Below are 18,322 nucleotides of genomic sequence, written 5' to 3' on the forward strand. Positions count from 1 at the left end.
TGTGAAATGACCGCGCGGATCCTCGTCGTCGACGACATCCCTGCCAACGTCAGGCTGCTGGAGGTCCGGCTGCTGGCCGAATATTTCGAGGTGCTGACCGCCACCAACGGGCCCGACGCGATCGAGACCTGCGAGAACGGCAAGGTCGACGTCGTGCTGCTCGACGTGATGATGCCCGATATGGACGGGTTCGAGGTCTGCCGGCGGCTGAAGAGCGATCCGGCGACGTCGCACATTCCGGTGGTGATGATCACGGCGCTCGACCAGGTTTCCGACCGCGTGCGCGGGCTGGAGGCCGGCGCCGACGATTTCCTGACCAAGCCGGTCAACGACCTGCAGCTGATGACGCGCGTCAAGAGTCTGGTCCGCCTGAAGTCGTTGACCGACGAGCTTCGGCTGCGCGCCTCGACCACACGCAACATCGGCATCGAAGAACTTTTGAGCCGCAATTTCGCGTCCGAGGACACGACGCCGAAAGTGCTTTTGATCGATGAGCGCAAATCGTCGGTCGAGCGCATCCAGAAGATGTTGCGCGACCGGGCCGACCTCGACGTCACCGGCGATCCGCATGCCGGGTTCTTCCAGGCCGCCGAAACGCCCTATGAATGCGTGATGATCTCGACGGCCTTCGCCGATTTCGATCCGCTCAGGCTCTGCTCGCAATTGCGCTCGCTCGACCGCACCCGTTTCGTGCCGATCATCCTTTTGGCGGAGGAGGGTGAGGAGGAGCGCATCATCCGAGGGCTGGAACTCGGCATCAACGACTATCTGATGCGGCCGATCGACCAGCAGGAACTGACGGCGCGGCTGCGCACCCAGGTGCGCCGCAAGCGCTACAACGACCAATTGCGCGCCAGCGTTACCCAGACCATCGAAATGGCCGTGACCGACGGCCTGACCGGTCTGCACAACCGCCGCTATCTCGACAGCCATCTGCAGACGCTGTTCGACCGCGCCGTGGCGCGGCGCCGGCCGCTGTCGGTGATGATCACGGATCTCGACCGCTTCAAGTCTATCAATGACACGCACGGCCATGACGGCGGCGACGATGTGCTGCGCGAATTCGCACGGCGGCTGCGCAAGAACGTCAGGGGTATCGACCTTGCCTGCCGGTTCGGCGGCGAGGAGTTCGTGGTGGTGATGCCGGACACCGACGGCACCGTGGCCGAGAAAGTGGCCGAGCGCATCCGCGCCGAAATCGCCCAGATGCCGTTCGCCATCGGTGCCGACGGCAAGACGATCGAGGTCACCGTCAGCGTTGGCGTGTCATCGGTGCTGAAGGGCGTGGATACGGTGGCGGCGCTGATGAAGCGCGCCGATCTCGCGCTCTACGAAGCCAAGAGCGGCGGCCGCAACCGCGTCGTTGCCAAGGCGGCCTGACGGTCCGGGCCGGATTATCCGGTCAACCCAACAGGGTTACCCATTTACCTTAATCCAAGCGATTCGCGAGCCTTGGTTAAGAAACTGTTGATTTTCATAAGCTCTTGCGTAAATGTGCAGGCCAAGACGAAGCCGGCACGAGGGTAGATCGCCGGCTCGGTCCCTCAGGAATACCCCATGATGCTCAGGTCCGCCGCATCTCCTGGGTCCGTGGGGTCGGCCGGCCGGCGCTGGCACATAGTGGCCTCCTCGTACCGCTGCCAAACGCCGACCGGCCCCCCTTTTCCGATATGACATTAGGAATCTGCGTCAAGCCCCGGAAGTGCCGGGGCTTTTTTGTGCGCGGCAGGGTCTGAACCTGGATTGTAACGGCTTCAGTTGCACCTCGCGTGCAATCATTTCGCAAGGTCGTGACTTTTCGCTGCCGTTCACAAAAGGGGACGGAGAGAAGCTACCCCTCCATTTCATAGATATGGCGCACAAGGGGCTTGCGGCAAGACCCGGCTGTTCCCGTAAAACCGCGACCCAGGTTAACGGAAACGGGAGTGGCGAAATGCCGGAATTGTTGCCAACAGGCCAAGTGCGTCGGGACCATGCGGTGGTGATCGCCGGAGGCGGTCCGACCGGGTTGATGCTGGCTGGCGAACTCGCGTTGGCGGGCGTCGATGTGGCCATTGTCGAGCGGCGGCCAAATCAGGAACTCATCGGCTCGCGGGCGGGTGGCCTGCACGCACGCACCATCGAGGTGCTCGACCAGCGCGGAATTGCCGACCGGTTCCTCTCGCAGGGACAGGCTTCGTCGTCCGTGGGATTTCACATGATCCGGTTGGACATCAGCGATTTTCCCACGCGGCACAACTATCTGCTGGCGCTGCGACAAAACCATATCGAGCGGATATTGGCCGACTGGATCAGCGAGTTGGGGGTGCCGATCCATCGCGGACAGGATGTCACGGGTTTCGTACAGGATGATGGTGGCGTCGACGTCGATCTGTGCGGTGGCCGGTGCCTGAGGGCGCAGTATCTCGTCGGCTGCGACGGCGGACGCAGCATGATCCGCAAGGCAGCGGGCATCGCGTTCGACGGATGGGATCCGACGATGAGCTGGATGATCGCCGAGGTCGAGATGGCGGAGGAACCTGCATTGGGCTTTCGCAGCGACGCCTACGGTATTCATGCGATCGGCAAGATCGAGGAAAGTGGCCGGGTGGGTGTCGTGCTGACCGAGAGACAACTGACCATTGGTGGCGAACCGACACTGCGCGATCTCAGCGAGGCGCTCGTCGCAGTTTACGGCACCGATTACGGGGTCCACAGTCCGACCTGGATTTCGCGGTTCACCGACATGACGCGCCAGGCTGCCGCTTACCGCGACAGACGTGTTCTGCTGGCCGGCGATGCCGCGCATATACATCCCCCAATGGGCGGACAGGGCCTCAACATCGGCGTGCAGGACGCGGTCAACCTCGGATGGAAACTGGCACAGGTGGTCAAGCTGGTATCACCGGACAGCCTGCTCGACAGCTACCATGCCGAACGCCATCCGGTCGCCGCCCGCGTGCTGCGCAACGCGCTCGCGCAGGTCGCGCTTCGTCGTATGGATGCACGCACCAAGGCATTGAGCGATACCTTTGCCGAACTGCTCGCCATGGACGGGCCACGCAAACGGATCGCCGCGGAGATGTCCGGCCTGGGTGTCCACTACGACCTCGGGGAAGGGCACGCGCTGCTTGGGTGGCGAATGCCCGATCTCGACCTCACCACCGCCAACGGGCCGTTACGGCTGTTTACCTTGCTGCACGACGCGCGGCCGCTGCTCCTCAATTTCGGTGAACCAGGCAGGCTGGACATCGCGCCTTGGGTCGACCGGATCCGGCAGATCGATGCCGGGTATGCCGGTGCCTGGGAGCTTCCTGTACTGGGAGTGGTCGCTGCACCCGACGCGGTTTTGATCCGGCCCGATGGATACGTGGCCTGGGTCGGACTTGGGGCGCAACAGGGATTGGCCGATGCGCTGACCAGATGGTTCGGACCGGCTGCCGCGGCCGGGTATCCTTCTGAACGCAGCGCTTCACGACCTTCCACAGGCTGAAGACTGGTTGCCTCCTGACAAGCGATTGACAGGAGGCGCCATCTGTGCAGAAATTGGTTGGACCATTGGACCACTTGGAGGAAGTGTGGACCTGAACAGCCTGCCACCCATTCAGACGACGGCGCGTGACGACGCCGTGCTGAAGGCATTGGTGGGCTTCGTCCGCGCCGAGGCCCTGCAGCCTGGCGGGCGACTGCCGACCGAGCGCATCCTGGCCGAACGGCTCAAGGTCAGCCGCAACACGGTGCGCGAGGCGCTGACGCGGTGGGAAGGATTGGGCCTGGTCGAACGACGGCAAGGCAGCGGCACCTATCTCAAGGCGGCCGTCTCGCCCGACATGCTGCATCTGCCGCTGACGCTGGCGGGCGGCAATGACTTCACCAGCCTGATGCAGACGCTGGAAATCCGCCGCGCGCTGGAAGCGGAGGCAGCAGCACTGTGCGCCGAGCGGGCAAGCCCGGCCGACATTGCCGAGATCGAACGCAAGCTTGATATCATGGAGCAGGCGTTTCGCACCCTTGACGGCATGTCGTCGGAAGAGGACTGGGAATTCCATCAGGCGATCTACCGGGTCTCCGGCAATCCGCTGTTCGAACAGATCATCGCCGCCATGCACGAACTGTTCCATCGCTTCTGGGAGCATCCGCTCGGCGTGCGCGATTTCGGCCATGCCAGCTTTCCCTATCACCGCACCATCTACGAATGCATCGCGGCACGCGATCCACGGGGCGCCCGCGACGAGGCGCTGAAGCTCATCGCCACCGTCGAGGACGACCTGAAGCGCGGTGCGGCCAAACTCAAACTTCGGACCTGAGATGAACGAGCAGCCAGCCGGTTTCGATCAAGACTATCTCGCCGAGGCGGCGACGCTTTTGGCGCATGACGAACCGTTCCCCGGAGGCGCTGTCGTGCCGCCGATCTACCAGACCTCGCTGTTCACCTTCGCCAATTATGCCGAAATGGCTGATACCTTTGCCGGCAAACGAAAGCAGCCGATCTATTCGCGCGGCGACAATCCGACGGTGATGGAGTTCGAGTCGCGGGTCGCGGCGCTCGAAGGCGCCGAGGCCGCGCGCGGATTCTCCAGCGGCATGGCGGCGATCAGCGCAACCGTGCTTGCCTTCGTCGGAGCGGGCGAGCGCATCGTTGCGGTGCGCAATTGTTACGGCGATGCCTACCGGCTGTTCGAACGCCTCCTGCCGCGGCTCAACATCAAGGTCGATTATGTCGACGGCTCCGACCCGGATGCGGTCGCGGCGGCATTGCCCGGCGCCAAGCTGCTTTATCTGGAAAGCCCGACCTCGATGGTGTTCGAGCTCCAGGACCTGCCGCATCTGACCCGGCTGGCAAAAGAGCAGGGCATCATCACAACCATCGACAATTCCTGGGCGACGCCGGTGTTCCAGAAGCCGATCTCGCACGGCGTCGACCTCGTGCTGCACTCGGCCTCGAAATATCTCGGCGGCCACAGCGACACCGTCGCCGGCGTGGTGGCTGGCTCGGCCGCGCACATCAAGCATATCAACGAGCAGACCTATTCCTATCTCGGCGGCAAGCTGTCGCCGTTCGAGGCCTGGCTGCTGCTTCGCGGCCTGCGCACGCTGCCGCTGCGCCTGCCGCACCACATGAAGAGCGGGCTTGCCATCGCCGAGCGGCTGAAGGCGCATGGCAATGTCGAGCGGGTCAACCACCCTGTCTATTCGAACCATCCGGGCAAGGCGACGCTTGCCGGCTATGGCGGGTTGTTCTCGTTCGAGGTTACCGAGGATATCGACATTCCCGTCTTCGTCGACGCGCTGAAATATTTCCGCATCGGCGTCAGCTGGGGCGGTCATGAGAGCCTGGTCGTACCGGCCAAGGCGTCGCTGGAGCAGACGCCGGGACTGAATTCGATGGCGCGCTTCGGCGTCAGCCCCCGAACCATCCGCTTCAATGTCGGATTGGAAAGTGTCGAGGATCTCTGGGCGGATGTCGCCCAGGCCTTCGAAAAAGCCAGAAAATAACAAGCGGGTTCAAAATGGGAGTCTTGAACATGAAAAAACTGACCGTCATGCTTGCCACCGTCGCGGGGCTGGCGATTTCCGCCGGAGGCGCGCTCGCCGATTCGACCCTAAAAATGGTCGAGGTGATCACCAGTCCGCCGCGCACCGAATTCCTGAAAAAGCAGATCGCCGAGTTCGAGGCGGCCAATCCCGGCGTCAAGGTCGAGCTCGTCTCGCTGCCCTGGGGCCAGGCCTTCGAAAAATTCCTCACCATGGTGCAGGCCGGCGATACGCCCGATGTGGTCGAGATGCCGGAACGCTGGATGGGGCTTTACGCCAACAACGCCCAACTCGAGGATCTCGGCCCCTATATGGCCAAGTGGGACGACGCCAAGACGCTTGGCGACCGCGCCAAGCAGTTCGGCTCGACCGTGAACAACACCCAGTTCATGATCCCCTATGGCTACTATGTGAACGCGCTGTTCTGGAACAAGAAGCTGTTTAAGGAGGCCGGTCTCGACGGCCCGCCGGCCACGCTCGACGATTTCGTCGCCGATTCCAAGAAGATCTCCGCCATCCCTGGAAAGTATGGCTATTGCCTGCGCGGCGGGCCGGGCGCCTTCAACGGCATGCACATGTTCATGAACATCGCTGCCGGCAAGGGCGGCTATTTCAACGAGGACGGCACTTCGACCATCAATGAAGAGGGCTCGGTCAAGGGCCTGCAGATGCTGGCCGACATGTACAAGAACGGTCTTGCGCCGAAGGATTCCGTGAGCTGGGGCTTCAATGAGACCGTCACCGGTTTCTATTCCGGCACCTGCGCCATGCTCAACCAGGATCCGGACGCGTTGCTCGGCATCGCCGACAAGATGAATGCCGACGACTTCGCCGTGGCGCCGCTGCCGGTCGGACCGAGCGGCAAATCCTACCCGACGCTGGGCTATGCTGGTTGGGCGATGTTCGCCAATTCCCAGCACAAGGACGACGCCTGGAAGCTGATGGCAACGCTGCTTTCGCCGAAGGACAATCTGGAATGGGCCAAGGAAGTCGGCGTCGTGCCGATCCACAAGGGCGCCGAGCAGGATCCCCATTTCAAGACCGAGCAGTTCAAGGGCTGGTTCACGGAGCTGAGCGACAGTTCCAAATATGAAATGGTGACGCCGCCGACGCATCTGGAAAACCTCGGCAATTTCGTCGACCAGGTGGCGATCAAGAACTTCCAGGAAGTGCTGCTTGGCCAGAAGACGGCCAAGGACGTCGCCGACCAATGGGCTGCCTTCCTGACCAAGGAACAGCAGGACTGGCTGGCGAAGAACAAGAAGTAAGCGCCTCTTTTGCCTTCTCTCCGTTCACGGGGAGAAGGTGGCCCGATAGGGCCGGATGAGGGGCAGCGCTGTGTTCTGGGAAGCTGGCGCCGCCCCTCATCTGCCTGCCCGTCCCCCGCAGCAGCTGCGGAGGGTGGACCGGCATCTTCTCCCCGTAAAACGGGGAGAAGGACGCTTGTCGCCAACGCCGCGCCCCCAGAGGACGTCCACAGCCAATGACCTATGCCGTATCCGAAATTCGATCCGCAGGGCGGCCGCGAAAGAAGCGGCTTTCCTACGCGACGATCGAGCCCTGGCTCTATCTCAGCCCGGCGATCATCCTGCTGGTCGTGGTGCTGCTCGTGCCGCTGGTCATCGGCATCAGCTATTCCTTCCGCAAATTCTCCGCCTTCAAGTCGGAATATGTCGGGCTCGGCCAGTACCAGGCGATGCTGTCGGATCAGGTGCTGGGTCAGGCGCTGATCAACACGCTGTGGTGGACGCTGGCCAGCCTGTTCTTCCAGTTTTTCCTCGGCCTTGGCCTGGCGCTGCTGCTCGACAAGCCTTTCCCAGGCCGCAAGGTGGTGCAGGCGCTGGTCTTCCTGCCTTGGGCGGTGCCGTCCTTTCTGTCGGGGCTCACCTGGGCCTGGTTGTTCAATCCGATCGTCGGTCCGCTGCCGCACTGGCTGTTTGCCTTGGGGCTGAAGGCCGAGCCGACCAACGTTCTCTCCGATCCCTCAACCGCCATGTGGGGGCCAATTATCGCCAATGTCTGGTTCGGCATTCCGTTCTTCGCCATAACGCTGCTGGCGGCGCTGAAGTCTATCCCCTCGGAGCTGCATGAGGCGGCGGCGATCGACGGCGCTTCGCCGTGGCAACGCTTCATCAAGGTCACGCTGCCGTTCCTGGCGCCGACCATCGCCATCACGGTGATGTTGCGCACGATCTGGATCGCCACCTTCGCCGACCTGATCTTCGTCATGACCGAGGGCGGACCGGCCGGCTCGACCAACACGGTTCCGGTCTACATCTATGTCAGCGCCTTCAAGTCGCTGGACAAGGGCTATGCCTCGGCTGTGGCCGTGCTGCTGCTCGTCCTGCTCATCGCCTATGCGATCGTGCTGATCGCCATCCGCCGCTCGCTTGTGAGACACGTCTGATGATCGCTGGACGCTCAGCCCCGCAGCGCTTCTTCGGCGGCATCGGTCTTTATGCCGCGATCGCCGCCTACGTGGTCTTCGCTCTGTTCCCGATCTACTGGACGCTGAAGATCTCGGTCACGCCGGAGCGGCTGCTCTATTCCGAAGGCATCACCTTCTGGCCGTCGCACATGACGCTACAGAACTTCGTCACCGTGCTCGAGGCCACCGATTTCCCACGCTATTTCCTCAACAGCGTCATCGTCTCGGTGTCGACGGCGGCACTGGTCACGGTCATTGCCACGCTCGCCGGCTACGCCATGTCGCGCTTCACCTTTCGCGGCAAGGCTGCACTGGCGCTGATGCTGCTTTTGACCCAGACCTTTCCGCTGGTGATGGTCATTCCGCCGATCTACCGCGTGATGGGTCAGATCGGCCTGATCAACAGCCTGACCGGGCTGATCATCATCTACACCGCCTTCAACACCGCCTTCGCCACCTTCCTGATGCAGTCCTTCTTCGATGGCATCCCGAAGGATCTGGAAGAGGCGGCGATGATCGACGGCTGCACCCGCGCGCAGGCGATGCGCCGGGTGATCGTGCCGCTGACGCTGCCCGGCATGGGCGCGACGCTGGGCTTCGTCTTCACCGCCGCCTGGAGCGAGCTTCTGTTCGCGCTGATGCTGATTTCCAGCGACGACCAGAAGACCTTCGCCGTCGGCCTGCTTACCTTCATCGGCAAGTTCGCCGTCGATTGGGGGCAGATGATGGCGGCGTCGATCCTGGCGCTGATCCCGGTCTGCATCTTTTTCGCCTTCCTGCAACGCTATCTCGTCACCGGTCTGACCGCCGGCGCCGTCAAAGGATAGATCGATGGCCTCTGTTACACTCGAAAAGGTTCGTAAGGACTACGGCGCCGTGCGCGTCCTGCACGCGGTCGATCTCGAAATCGCCGATGGCGAGTTCGTTGTGCTGGTCGGACCGTCCGGCTGCGGCAAGTCCACGCTTTTGCGCATGATCGCAGGGCTCGAGGAAGCCTCCGGCGGCGAAATCCGCATCGGCGAGCGGCTGGTCAACGACGTGGCGCCCAAGGATCGCGACATCGCCATGGTGTTCCAGTCCTATGCGCTCTATCCGCATATGGACGTGTCTAAGAACATGGGCTTCAGCCTGATGCTGCGAAAGGCCGATAAGCCGGCGATCGATGCGCGCGTCGATGGTGCTGCCAAGCGGCTGGGGCTCGATACGTTCCTGCAACGCTTGCCCAGGCAATTGTCCGGCGGCCAGCGCCAGCGCGTCGCCATGGGCCGTGCCATCGTGCGCGATCCCAAGGTCTTTCTCTTCGACGAGCCGCTGTCGAACCTCGACGCCAAGCTGCGCGTCCATATGCGCGCCGAGATCAAGGCACTGCACCAGCAGTTGAAGACCACTTCTGTCTACGTCACCCACGATCAGATCGAGGCGATGACCATGGCCGACCGCATCGTCGTCATGCATGACGGGTTGATCCAGCAGGTCGGCGCGCCGCTCGATCTCTATGACCGGCCGGCCAACATGTTCGTCGCCGGCTTCATCGGCTCGCCGGGGATGAATTTCCTGCCGGCGACTGTGGAGAAGGGCGGCAAGGTGGACGCCGTGTTGTCCGATGGCCAGAAGCTTCGGCTACCGGACGGCCTGCCGCTCAGGGATGGCGACGTCATCACCGTCGGCCTGCGCCCCGAGCATATCCGGCTGGCCGATGACGGCGCCCTGCGAGGCGAAGTGGGCGTGGTGGAGCCGCTCGGCCTGTCGACGCAGTTCTATGTCAAGCTGGCCGGCCAGCAGCTTTGCGTCTTTGCCATGGGCCGCGCCGGCGTGAAGCCCGGCGACATGGTGCGGCTGGCGGCCGATCCCGCGTCGCTGCATCTGTTCGATCCGAAAAGTGGCGATCGCATCGGCTGAATGAATTCATCCAGGGCTGAGGGAACTCAGCCCGGAGCCTTCCGCCTTGTAAACGAAAAACGCCGCCCGATGGGCGGCGTTTCGGCATTCCAGAGGAAAAACCCAGATTACTTGATCTTGGTTTCCTTGAATTCGACGTGCTTCTTGGCGACCGGGTCGTACTTGCGGAACGACAGCTTGTCGGTCTTGGTACGGCTGTTCTTGCTGGTGACGTAGAAGAAACCGGTGTCGGCGGTCGACAGAAGCTTAATCTTGATGTTTGCGGCTTTGGCCATGATCTCAGTCCGTTATGTTCGTGGAGTTTTGGCCGCTGGAGCACGGGGAAAACACCCGGACGCGGGAAACTTGGCGCGACACATAAAGAACGTGCCTGGAAAGTCAAGCCCGGCGGACCTGATGTGTCCCGCCCAAGCTGCACTGTATGCATATAATCAGGCGTTTTCTACCTCTGATACCGCAACCTTCTTCCAGTCTCCGGTCGTGTTCCACCAGCGATTCGGATTGGCGCGGTCGTCCAGACCCTTGGAGCGGCTGGCAAGGATCGGCTGGATGCGGATCACCGGCTCCTGATAGGAATGCGCCTGGAAAATCGCCTCGACGACGCGGGCCGCCAGCGCCTGGTCATCGGGTAATTCGAATGAAACCTCGACCGTGCCCGGGCGGCGGCGCAATTCGGTTTCGGCGCCGGCCGCGGCCCCTTCAAGCGGCCTGTAGCGTTCGATGCCGTGCGCCGACTGATAGGCGTTGCGGTCATACTTGCCCATGGCCAGCGGTGCGATTGCAACGACCGCGTCCATGATGCGGTCGACATCGGCAGCCGGAGCCTGGAAGCTGACGAGCAGCAGGAGCGTCATTCGCAGCGAAGTGGTTTCAAAGCCGCTGTCGATCATCGGAGTGTCCTCGGTTCAGGGTGTTTTAGGACACCCTTTTAACCGGTGGCTGCTGACACGGTTCTGTCAGCAGCCTGCCGCTGCACCGTGCCGATAAACGACCGGGTTGGGCTCTACAGGAGTATCTTGCGGACGAGCCGGAAGCAGACCAGGGCGATGTAGGCGGCGAAGAACAGGCCGAGCGACCAGCCAAAACCGGAGGGCCCGAAACTGTCCATGCCGATGCCGATCGCCTGCGGGCCCAGCACCATGCCGACGCCGTAGCACAGCACGAAAGCGGCATTGGCCGACGCCAGTTCGTGGCCGGAAAGCTGCGAACCGAGATGGGCGAGGCCGATCGTGTACATGGCGGCAACGACACCGCCCCAGACGAAAAGCAGCGCGGCCATCAGGTGCCAGTTCGCGGCAAAGAACGGCATGAACATCGTGCCGGCGAGACCGACCGTGGCGCAGGCGAGCAGCAGATAGCGCCGATCCGTGACGCGGTCGCTGATCATGCCGATCGGGATCTGGAGCAGCACGTTGCCGAGGCCGATCATGGTCAGCAGCAGCGCCGCATCGGCCTCGGAGTAACCGATGCGATTGCCATAGATCGGAAACAGCGCGAAGCCGCCGGTCTCGACCGCGCCAAACACAAGCACGGCGAAAGTCGCGGTCGGCACCAGCCAGATGTAGCGCAGGAAGTGGCTGGTTTCGCTGTCGGCCACGATGGTGGGGCTTTCGTTGCGCGCGGCCAGCACCGGTATCGCGGCCAGCGTCACCAGGGCGATGATGACGCCGAACGGCCTGAAACCGGAACTGCCGAGATGGGCGAACAGCCACGGCCCCGCGGCAAAACCGAGCGACAGGACGGTGGCATAGATGCCAAGTACAAGACCGCGTCGGTGTGGCGGCGCCGACGTGCTGATCCAGAATTCCGACAGGATGAACAGCACGGTCAGCGCGATGTGCAGCACGATGCGCAGGGGAAACCACATCCAGAAATCAGGCGCGAAATGGAAACCGACGAATGCCAGCGCGCCGGCGGCGATCATGGCGATCATCGTCCAGGCGACGCCAAAGCGCATGGCCAGCGGAGTGGCCAGCGGCGCCCCGGCGATCGAGGCCAGGCCGGCAACGGCCGTGTTGAGGCCGATCATCGAGGCAGAGTGGCCGCGTGTTTCCAGGATGACGCTGAGCAGCGGCATGCCGAGGCCAATGGCGATACCGACGACGCTGATCGACGAAATCGCCGCCACCATCGGCAGCCAGTGTACGCGTTCGTCGCCCTTTGGTTGGGTATCGACCGTCATGAGATGCTGAATACTCTGTCTGTTTGATCTTACGCAATTCCGGACGGAAAACCGCGTCACACTTTCCTGGAATTGCTCTAGAGAAGTTCGCGGGTGAAGCGGTTGCGGACAAGCCTATAGAAGGGGACAGGGCCGCCCGGACGCAGCAGTGGATCATTGGCGAGCCGCTTTTCGAGCTCATCCAGGATCATTCGGGTGATGTCGGGTATATCAGCCTGCCTGGCCTTGGCGAGCGGCAGCCAGACCAATTCCTCCAGTTCGTTGGTCGGGCCGCCTTCGGCCAATTCGACGGCGACGTCGCCACGCCAGGCGCTGAAGAAGCGGGTGTCGAAGCGGCGCACCCGGTTCGGCGGCGTGATGGCGCGCGCGACGAAGCGCAACGGCTCCAGCGACGGTGCGACGCCATGTTCGACGAAACCCTGCCAATCGCGCCTGGTCGTGGCAAAGGCGCCTTTGCGGCCGATCAGCAGCCCGGCTTCCTCATAGGTCTCGCGGACCGCCGACAAAGCGATGGCACGGGCGCGGGCGTGGCTGGTGCGGCCGGGGCCGGCGGTCAGCTTGGCTTCTTCGTGCTGGTTAAGTGTGGTCGCCGTCGGGATGCGGCTGTCGGCAGGGTCGGTGCGGCCGCCCGGGAAGACGAATTTCCCTGGCATGAAAGCGTGTCCGGCATGGCGGCGTCCCATCAGCACCAGGACGTCGTCGCCCTTGCGGTCGAGCAGGATGAGCGTCGCGGCGTCACGCGGACGCAGGGGCCGGCCGCCATGCGTGGCAAGACCCTTGTCGAGCTTGTCGGCATCCGCCTTGGTCATTGCTTCCATGCGCAGGACCTAGCGGAAACTTCTTGCATGCGAAAGTAGCCCTAACGATTGGCATGTTGCGCCAGCCAACATTTCAGGCCCCGGGATGCGGCTCGATCACATCCTTTTCGCCACCAAACCCGTGCATATAGAACGCCCATTGCAATCCGATGACGGCGCCTTTGACTGGCTGCAGCAGCGCGACCGACAGAAGGATGGTCAAGGGCACCCAGATGAGGATGTGCTGCCCGGTGGACAAGGTCGAGGTCGCCTCGACACCCATGAAGGCGCCGAGCACGATGTGGCCGACGATGATGATGACGAGATAGGCGGGCAAATCGTCGGCGCGATGGTGATGAATCTCCTCGCCGCAGACGCTGCAGGTTTCGACGGTCTTGGTGAAGCCGCGGAAGAGCTTGCCTTCGCCGCAATTCGGGCAGCGGCCCAAGAGGCCCCGCTTCATCGCCGTCCACAATGGGCGGGCAATCCGGCCCGAGTGATGTTCGCCACCAAAAACCTGTTGTTCCATCATCGTCTCCTGCCGCGCGGCCCCGGTCGCGATTGCGACGCACGGGCGCGGCCCTTGGCCTTGTGAAACGACCTGCTGGAGCCTGGCAGGGGCTTTGGGTCGGTCAACATCTCGAAGCGCATCGCTCCGGCCATCGGCGCCACCTCGACGAGCCGGACCTCGACTCGGTCCGCGAGCTGGTAGCCTTTGCCCGAGCGTTCTCCGAACAGGGAGCGAGCCGTTTCGTCGTATATGTAGTAATCGCCGCCCACAGTTGACACAGGGATGAAACCATCGGCGCCATACTGCGGCAATTGGACAAAAAGTCCTGATTTGGTGACGCCGGAGATACGGGCATCGAAGCGGTCGTTGATGCGCTCGGCGAGATAGGCGGAGATCAGCCGGTCGACCGTGTCGCGCTCGGCAGCCATTGCGCGCCGTTCCGTGCCGGAGATCAGCACCGCAACGTCTTCGAGGCGAACCTCCTCATCTTGCGTCAGCCCTCCGGGACCAAGACCGAGCGCGGCAATAAGCCCGCGATGCACGATCAGGTCGGCATACCTGCGGATCGGCGAGGTGAAATGTGCGTAGCGGCTAAGGTTGAGGCCGAAATGGCCGATGTTCTTGGGTGAATATTCGGCCTGGCTCTGCGAGCGCAGCACCACCTCGTTGACCAGCGCCTCGTTGTCGGCGCCGCGTACGCGCTCCAGAATGCCGTTGAACTGGCTGGGCCGCATCTGCGCGCCACGCGCCAATGACAGGCTAAGCGTCTGCAGGAATTCGCGCAGCGATTCCTGCTTGGCCAGCGACGGCGCGTCGTGAATGCGATAGACCAGCGCCTGCTTCTTGCCCTCCAGCGTTTCGGCCGCGGCGACGTTGGCCTGGATCATGAACTCTTCGATCAGCTTGTGGGCGTCGAGCCGCTCCGGCACGATGACGCGGTCGACCGTGCCATCCGGCTTGAGCAGGATCTTGCGCTCCGGCAGGTCGAGCTCGAGCGGCTGGCGGCTGTCGCGGCCGCGCTTGAGGATCGCGTAGGCGTCCCACAGCGGCCTCAGCACCGTGTCGAGGATCGGGCCGGTCTTGTCGTCCGGCACGCCGTCGATCGCCGACTGGGCTTGGCTGTAGGCGAGCTTGGCCGCCGACTTCATCATGACGCGGTGGAAGGAATGCCTGATCTTGCGGCCATCGGCGGAGAAGGTCATGCGCACCGCCAGCGCCGGACGATCCTGGCCCTCGCGCAGCGAGCAGAGATCGTTGGAGATGCGCTCGGGCAGCATCGGCACGACGCGATCGGGGAAATAGACCGAATTGCCGCGCTTCATGGCCTCGCGGTCGAGAGCCGTGCCGTAGCGGACATAGGCGGCGACATCGGCGATCGCGACGGTGGCGATAAAGCCGCCGAGATTTTTCTCGTCGATGTCAGGCGTGGCGAACACCGCGTCGTCATGGTCCTTGGCGTCGGCCGGATCGATGGTGATCAGCGGCAGGTCGCGCCAGTCCTCGCGATGGGCAAGCGTCGCCGGCTTCACCGCCTCTGATTCGGCAATGACATCGGCTGGAAAAATGTGCGGAATGTCGTGCGCGTGAATGGCGATCATCGAGACCGCCTTTTCGCTGGTCAGCGAACCCAGCACGTTGAGCACCTTGGCGCGCGGCAGCCCGTAGCGGGAGGCGCGCGCGGGCTCGACCTCGACAAGATCGCCATTTTTGGCGCCGTTCTGGAATTCCTTGTCGACGATCAGCTCAGGCTGGCGCCGTTCCACCGGTTCGATGCGGAAGCTGCCGTCCTGAAGCACACGGAAGACACCGAGGACGGCATCCGTGCGCTTCTCGAAGATCTTCATCACCCGGCCGGTATAGGCAGGCCCCGACGGATCGTCGGTCGGAAACGTCTTGGCCAGCACGCGGTCGCCAATGCCTGGCGCTGGTCCGCTGCCCCCACGCGAAACGCGGATCGAGACCACGGGAGGCTCGCCCGGGCCGACCGCCTCGGTCGGGTGCGCCAGCAAGATACCATCGCCATCGCGGCCAAAGATGTCGAGCACGGCGACATGGGGCAAGGTGCCGACCCGGGCCAGCCGCTTGCGCTCCTTGGTCAGAACGCCTTCGTCCTGCAGATCGCGCAGGAGATCCTTCAGCCAGACGCGGTCATCGCCGCGCAGTGCGAACGCCTTGGCGATGTCGCGCTTTCCGGCGCGATCCGGGTTTTCGGCGATGTAGCGCAGGATTTCGTCACGCGAGGGCCGGTAGTTGTCCTTGACCTTGGCCCGGGTGTCGGCGGTGCGGGGATCGCCGTGGCTTCTACCGGTGATCCTGCGCGCCACGCCGTTCTACCCTTTTTTCTTCGCGGCCGGCTTCTTGGCGGCTGCCTTCTTGGTTGAGGTTTTCTTGGTTGTGGGGGCCTTGGCCGCCGCAGCCTTGCGGAACGGTTTCTGGCCGCCGCCGCCCTTGGCTTCCTTCTCGGCTATCAGCGCCAGCGCATCCTCGATGGTCACCGATTGCGGATCCTTGCCCTTGGGCAGCGTGGCGTTGACCTTTCCGAAATTGACGTAAGGTCCGTATTTGCCGTCGCGCACGACGATCTTGCCGCCGCCGTCCGGATGGTCGCCGAGTTCCTTCAGGGCTGCCGGCGTGCCGCCGTTGCGGCCGCCCTTGCCCTTGGACTGCTTCTCGGCAATCACGGTGACGGCGCGGTTGAGGCCGATCGAGAACACGTCCTCGATGCTGTCCAGGTTGGCGTAGGTGCCATCGTGCAGCACGAACGGACCATAGCGGCCGAGCCCCGCCGAGATCATCTTGCCGGATTCGGGATGTTTGCCTACGTCGCGCGGCAGCCCCAGCAAGGCGAGCGCCTTCTCGTGATCGATGGATTCAGGCGTCCAGCCCTTGGGCAGGCTCGAGCGCTTGGCTTCCTTGCCCTCGCCGCGCTGGATGTAGGGGCCGAAACGGCCTGAGCGCAGCGTGATTTCCTCGGCGGTGTAAGGATCCTTGCCGAGGATCTTGGTGCCGTCCTCGCCACCGCCATTCTCCCCATTGGGGTTGGCGGCGTCGCCGAGCTGGCGGGTGAAGGAGCATTCGGGATAGTTCGAGCAGCCGACGAAAGCGCCGAACTTGCCGAGCTTCAGCGACAGATTGCCGGTGCCGCATTTCGGACAGATGCGCGGATTGGAGCCGTCCTCGCGGGCGGGGAAAACCAGTGGCGCCAGTTCCTCGTTCAACGCATCGAGCACATCGGTGACGCGCAATTCCTTGATGTCGGCGACGGCGCCGGAAAAATCCTTCCAGAAATCGCGCAGCACGTCCTTCCAGGCGAGCTTGCCGTCGGAAATCTCGTCGAGCTTTTCCTCCAGCGATGCGGTGAAGTCGTACTCGACATAGCGCTCGAAGAAGCTTTCCAGGAAGGCCGACAGCAGACGGCCCTTGGCCTGCGGCACCAGCCGGCGCTTGTCGATCGTGACATAGTCGCGGTCCTCGAGCGTCTTCAGGATCGCCGTGTAGGTCGAGGGACGGCCGATGCCGAGTTCTTCCAGCTTTTTGATCAGCGACGCCTCGGAATAGCGCGGCGGCGGCTCGGTGGTGTGCTGGGTGGCATTGATTGCACGGCGGGCGAGCTGCTCGCCGGCGCGGATTTCCGGCAGACGGCGGTTTTCCTCGTCTTCCGTGTCGTCGTCCTTCTGGTCGGTATAGGCGGCTATGAAGCCGTCGAAGCGGACGACCGAGCCAACGGCGCGAAGCTCGGCGGTGCGGGCGCCATTCAGCGCTTCGATCTCGACGGTGGTGCGCTCGATCTCGGCCGACTGCATCTGGCTGGCGATGGCGCGTTTCCAGATCAGTTCATAGAGCCGTGCCTGGTCGGCATCGAGATACTGCCGGACCGACGCCGGGGTGCGCATGAAATCCGTCGGGCGGATGGCCTCGTGTGCTTCCTGGGCGTTCTTGGCCTTGGTGGTGTATTGGCGCGGCTTTTCCGGCAGGTATTTCGGGCCGAATTCCTTGGCGACCGCATCGCGAGCGGCGTCGATCGCCTCGGGCGCCATCTGCACGCCGTCGGTTCGCATATAGGTGATCAGGCCGGTGGTTTCGCCGCCGATCTCCATGCCCTCATAGAGCCGCTGCGCCACCTGCATGGTGCGCGTGGCCGAGAAGCCGAGACCCGACGACGCGGCCTGCTGCAACGTCGAGGTGGTGAAGGGCGGGCCGGGGTTGCGCTTGGTCGGCTTGGCTTCGACGGACAGCGCCTTGAAGGTAGCACCCTCGAGCATCGCCTTGATGTCGTCGGCCTGCGCCTTGTTGGAAATGTCGAGCTTTTGCAGCTTCTTGCGCTCGAATGCGGTCAGGCGGGCTTCGAAGGTCTCGTTGCGCGGTGTGCCGAGGATGGCAGCGATCTGCCAGTATTCCTCGCGGATGAAGCGCTCGATTTCGGATTCGCGGTCGCAGACCAGGCGCAGCGCCACGGACTGGACGCGGCCGGCCGAACGGGCGCCCGGCAATTTGCGCCACAGCACCGGAGACAGCGTGAAGCCGACGAGGTAATCGAGTGCCCGGCGGGCGAGATAGGCGTCGACCAGCGGCGCATCGATCTGGCGCGGATTGGCCATCGCCTCCAGCACAGACGATTTGGTGATGGCGTTGAAGACGACGCGGCTGACTGGCTTGTCCTTCAGCGCGCGCTTCTGCTTCAGGACTTCCAGCACGTGCCAGGAGATCGCTTCGCCTTCGCGATCCGGGTCGGTGGCGAGGATCAGGCCGTCGGCATCCTTGACCGCCTTGGCGATGTCGGCGAGACGCTTGCCGGACGCGGTGTCCACCGCCCAGGACATGGCGAAATCTTCATCCGGACGCACCGAGCCATCCTTGGCCGGCAAATCGCGGACATGGCCGAACGAGGCCAGAACCTTGTAGTTCCTGCCCAGGTATTTGTTGATTGTCTTCGCTTTGGCCGGCGATTCGACGACGACGACGTCCATGAGGTCTCATATCAGCTGTGATGC

At 63.3% G+C, this 18,322-nt stretch carries 15 protein-coding genes; 8 read left to right on the forward strand and 7 right to left on the reverse strand.

Features of this window, described 5'->3' with window-relative positions; translation table 11 throughout:
• The first annotated feature begins 6 nt into the window (after positions 1-6).
• The 8 genes from O7B34_RS07460 to O7B34_RS07495 all read left to right on the forward strand — a co-directional run bounded on the left by O7B34_RS07460 (position 7) and on the right by O7B34_RS07495 (position 9,841).
• Positions 7-1,380: a PleD family two-component system response regulator gene (locus tag O7B34_RS07460; protein ID WP_027144982.1), complete on the forward strand. Its 1,374-nt coding sequence runs from the start codon at positions 7-9 to the stop codon at positions 1,378-1,380.
• A gap of 553 nt (positions 1,381-1,933) precedes the next feature.
• Positions 1,934-3,472, forward strand: coding sequence for an FAD-dependent monooxygenase (locus tag O7B34_RS07465; RefSeq protein ID WP_337145482.1), 1,539 nt, complete (start codon positions 1,934-1,936; stop codon positions 3,470-3,472).
• Between the two features lie 85 nt (positions 3,473-3,557).
• Positions 3,558-4,286, forward strand: coding sequence for a FadR/GntR family transcriptional regulator (locus O7B34_RS07470; RefSeq protein WP_337145483.1), 729 nt, complete (start codon positions 3,558-3,560; stop codon positions 4,284-4,286).
• Position 4,287: 1 nt separating this feature from the next.
• Complete coding sequence (locus O7B34_RS07475) at positions 4,288-5,475, forward strand: PLP-dependent transferase (RefSeq protein WP_337145484.1); 1,188 nt, start codon at positions 4,288-4,290, stop codon at positions 5,473-5,475.
• A 29-nt stretch (positions 5,476-5,504) separates the two neighbouring features.
• Entirely contained in the window at positions 5,505-6,782 is a 1,278-nt protein-coding gene (locus O7B34_RS07480; RefSeq protein ID WP_337109185.1) for an ABC transporter substrate-binding protein, read from the forward strand.
• Between the two features lie 215 nt (positions 6,783-6,997).
• Entirely contained in the window at positions 6,998-7,921 is a 924-nt protein-coding gene (locus O7B34_RS07485; protein ID WP_337145485.1) for a carbohydrate ABC transporter permease, read from the forward strand.
• Positions 7,921-8,769, forward strand: coding sequence for a carbohydrate ABC transporter permease (locus O7B34_RS07490; RefSeq protein WP_140503592.1), 849 nt, complete (start codon positions 7,921-7,923; stop codon positions 8,767-8,769). The genes O7B34_RS07485 and O7B34_RS07490 overlap by 1 nt, the downstream gene beginning before the upstream one ends.
• Positions 8,770-8,773: 4 nt before the next feature.
• The gene (locus O7B34_RS07495; RefSeq protein WP_337145486.1) at positions 8,774-9,841 is read left to right on the forward strand and encodes an ABC transporter ATP-binding protein; all 1,068 of its coding nucleotides are present in this window, start codon (positions 8,774-8,776) and stop codon (positions 9,839-9,841) included.
• A gap of 107 nt (positions 9,842-9,948) precedes the next feature.
• Here the strand turns inward: O7B34_RS07495 and rpmG are convergent, their stop codons facing one another.
• From rpmG to topA, 7 genes are all read right to left on the reverse strand, one after another.
• Complete coding sequence (gene rpmG / locus O7B34_RS07500; RefSeq protein WP_006201775.1) at positions 9,949-10,116, reverse strand: 50S ribosomal protein L33; 168 nt, start codon at positions 10,114-10,116, stop codon at positions 9,949-9,951.
• A gap of 156 nt (positions 10,117-10,272) precedes the next feature.
• Positions 10,273-10,731, reverse strand: coding sequence for a hypothetical protein (locus O7B34_RS07505; RefSeq protein ID WP_027146692.1), 459 nt, complete (start codon positions 10,729-10,731; stop codon positions 10,273-10,275).
• 113 nt (positions 10,732-10,844) lie between these two features.
• On the reverse strand, positions 10,845-12,023 hold the full coding sequence (locus O7B34_RS07510; protein ID WP_337109180.1) for an MFS transporter: 1,179 nt from the start codon (positions 12,021-12,023) through the stop codon (positions 10,845-10,847).
• Between the two features lie 77 nt (positions 12,024-12,100).
• On the reverse strand, positions 12,101-12,841 hold the full coding sequence (locus O7B34_RS07515) for an NUDIX hydrolase (protein ID WP_337145487.1): 741 nt from the start codon (positions 12,839-12,841) through the stop codon (positions 12,101-12,103).
• Between the two features lie 73 nt (positions 12,842-12,914).
• Positions 12,915-13,349 (reverse strand): DUF983 domain-containing protein, encoded by a 435-nt coding sequence (locus tag O7B34_RS07520; protein ID WP_337145488.1) that lies wholly within the window; start codon positions 13,347-13,349, stop codon positions 12,915-12,917.
• The gene (gene rnr, locus O7B34_RS07525; protein WP_337145489.1) at positions 13,349-15,655 is read right to left on the reverse strand and encodes a ribonuclease R; all 2,307 of its coding nucleotides are present in this window, start codon (positions 15,653-15,655) and stop codon (positions 13,349-13,351) included. Before rnr ends, O7B34_RS07520 begins: the two co-directional genes overlap by 1 nt.
• Positions 15,656-15,661: 6 nt before the next feature.
• Entirely contained in the window at positions 15,662-18,298 is a 2,637-nt protein-coding gene (gene topA, locus O7B34_RS07530; protein ID WP_337145490.1) for a type I DNA topoisomerase, read from the reverse strand.
• Positions 18,299-18,322 lie beyond the last annotated feature (24 nt).

Origin of the sequence: Mesorhizobium sp. Cs1299R1N3 (assembly GCF_037179625.1) — a bacterium.
GTDB classification, from domain to species: domain Bacteria; phylum Pseudomonadota; class Alphaproteobacteria; order Rhizobiales; family Rhizobiaceae; genus Mesorhizobium; species Mesorhizobium salmacidum.

What these genes read in the sequence shown, in the direction of transcription:
- O7B34_RS07460 (WP_027144982.1), top strand. Translation starts at nt 7, where the DNA reads ATGACCGCGCGGATCCTCGTCGTCGACGACATCCCTGCCAACGTCAGG.
- O7B34_RS07465 (WP_337145482.1), top strand. Translation starts at nt 1,934, where the DNA reads ATGCCGGAATTGTTGCCAACAGGCCAAGTGCGTCGGGACCATGCGGTG.
- O7B34_RS07475 (WP_337145484.1), top strand. Translation starts at nt 4,288, where the DNA reads ATGAACGAGCAGCCAGCCGGTTTCGATCAAGACTATCTCGCCGAGGCG.
- O7B34_RS07480 (WP_337109185.1), top strand. Translation starts at nt 5,505, where the DNA reads ATGAAAAAACTGACCGTCATGCTTGCCACCGTCGCGGGGCTGGCGATT.
- O7B34_RS07485 (WP_337145485.1), top strand. Translation starts at nt 6,998, where the DNA reads ATGACCTATGCCGTATCCGAAATTCGATCCGCAGGGCGGCCGCGAAAG.
- O7B34_RS07490 (WP_140503592.1), top strand. Translation starts at nt 7,921, where the DNA reads ATGATCGCTGGACGCTCAGCCCCGCAGCGCTTCTTCGGCGGCATCGGT.
- O7B34_RS07495 (WP_337145486.1), top strand. Translation starts at nt 8,774, where the DNA reads ATGGCCTCTGTTACACTCGAAAAGGTTCGTAAGGACTACGGCGCCGTG.
- rpmG (WP_006201775.1), bottom strand. Translation starts at nt 10,116, where the DNA reads ATGGCCAAAGCCGCAAACATCAAGATTAAGCTTCTGTCGACCGCCGAC.
- O7B34_RS07505 (WP_027146692.1), bottom strand. Translation starts at nt 10,731, where the DNA reads ATGATCGACAGCGGCTTTGAAACCACTTCGCTGCGAATGACGCTCCTG.
- O7B34_RS07510 (WP_337109180.1), bottom strand. Translation starts at nt 12,023, where the DNA reads ATGACGGTCGATACCCAACCAAAGGGCGACGAACGCGTACACTGGCTG.
- O7B34_RS07515 (WP_337145487.1), bottom strand. Translation starts at nt 12,841, where the DNA reads ATGGAAGCAATGACCAAGGCGGATGCCGACAAGCTCGACAAGGGTCTT.
- O7B34_RS07520 (WP_337145488.1), bottom strand. Translation starts at nt 13,349, where the DNA reads ATGGAACAACAGGTTTTTGGTGGCGAACATCACTCGGGCCGGATTGCC.
- topA (WP_337145490.1), bottom strand. Translation starts at nt 18,298, where the DNA reads ATGGACGTCGTCGTCGTCGAATCGCCGGCCAAAGCGAAGACAATCAAC.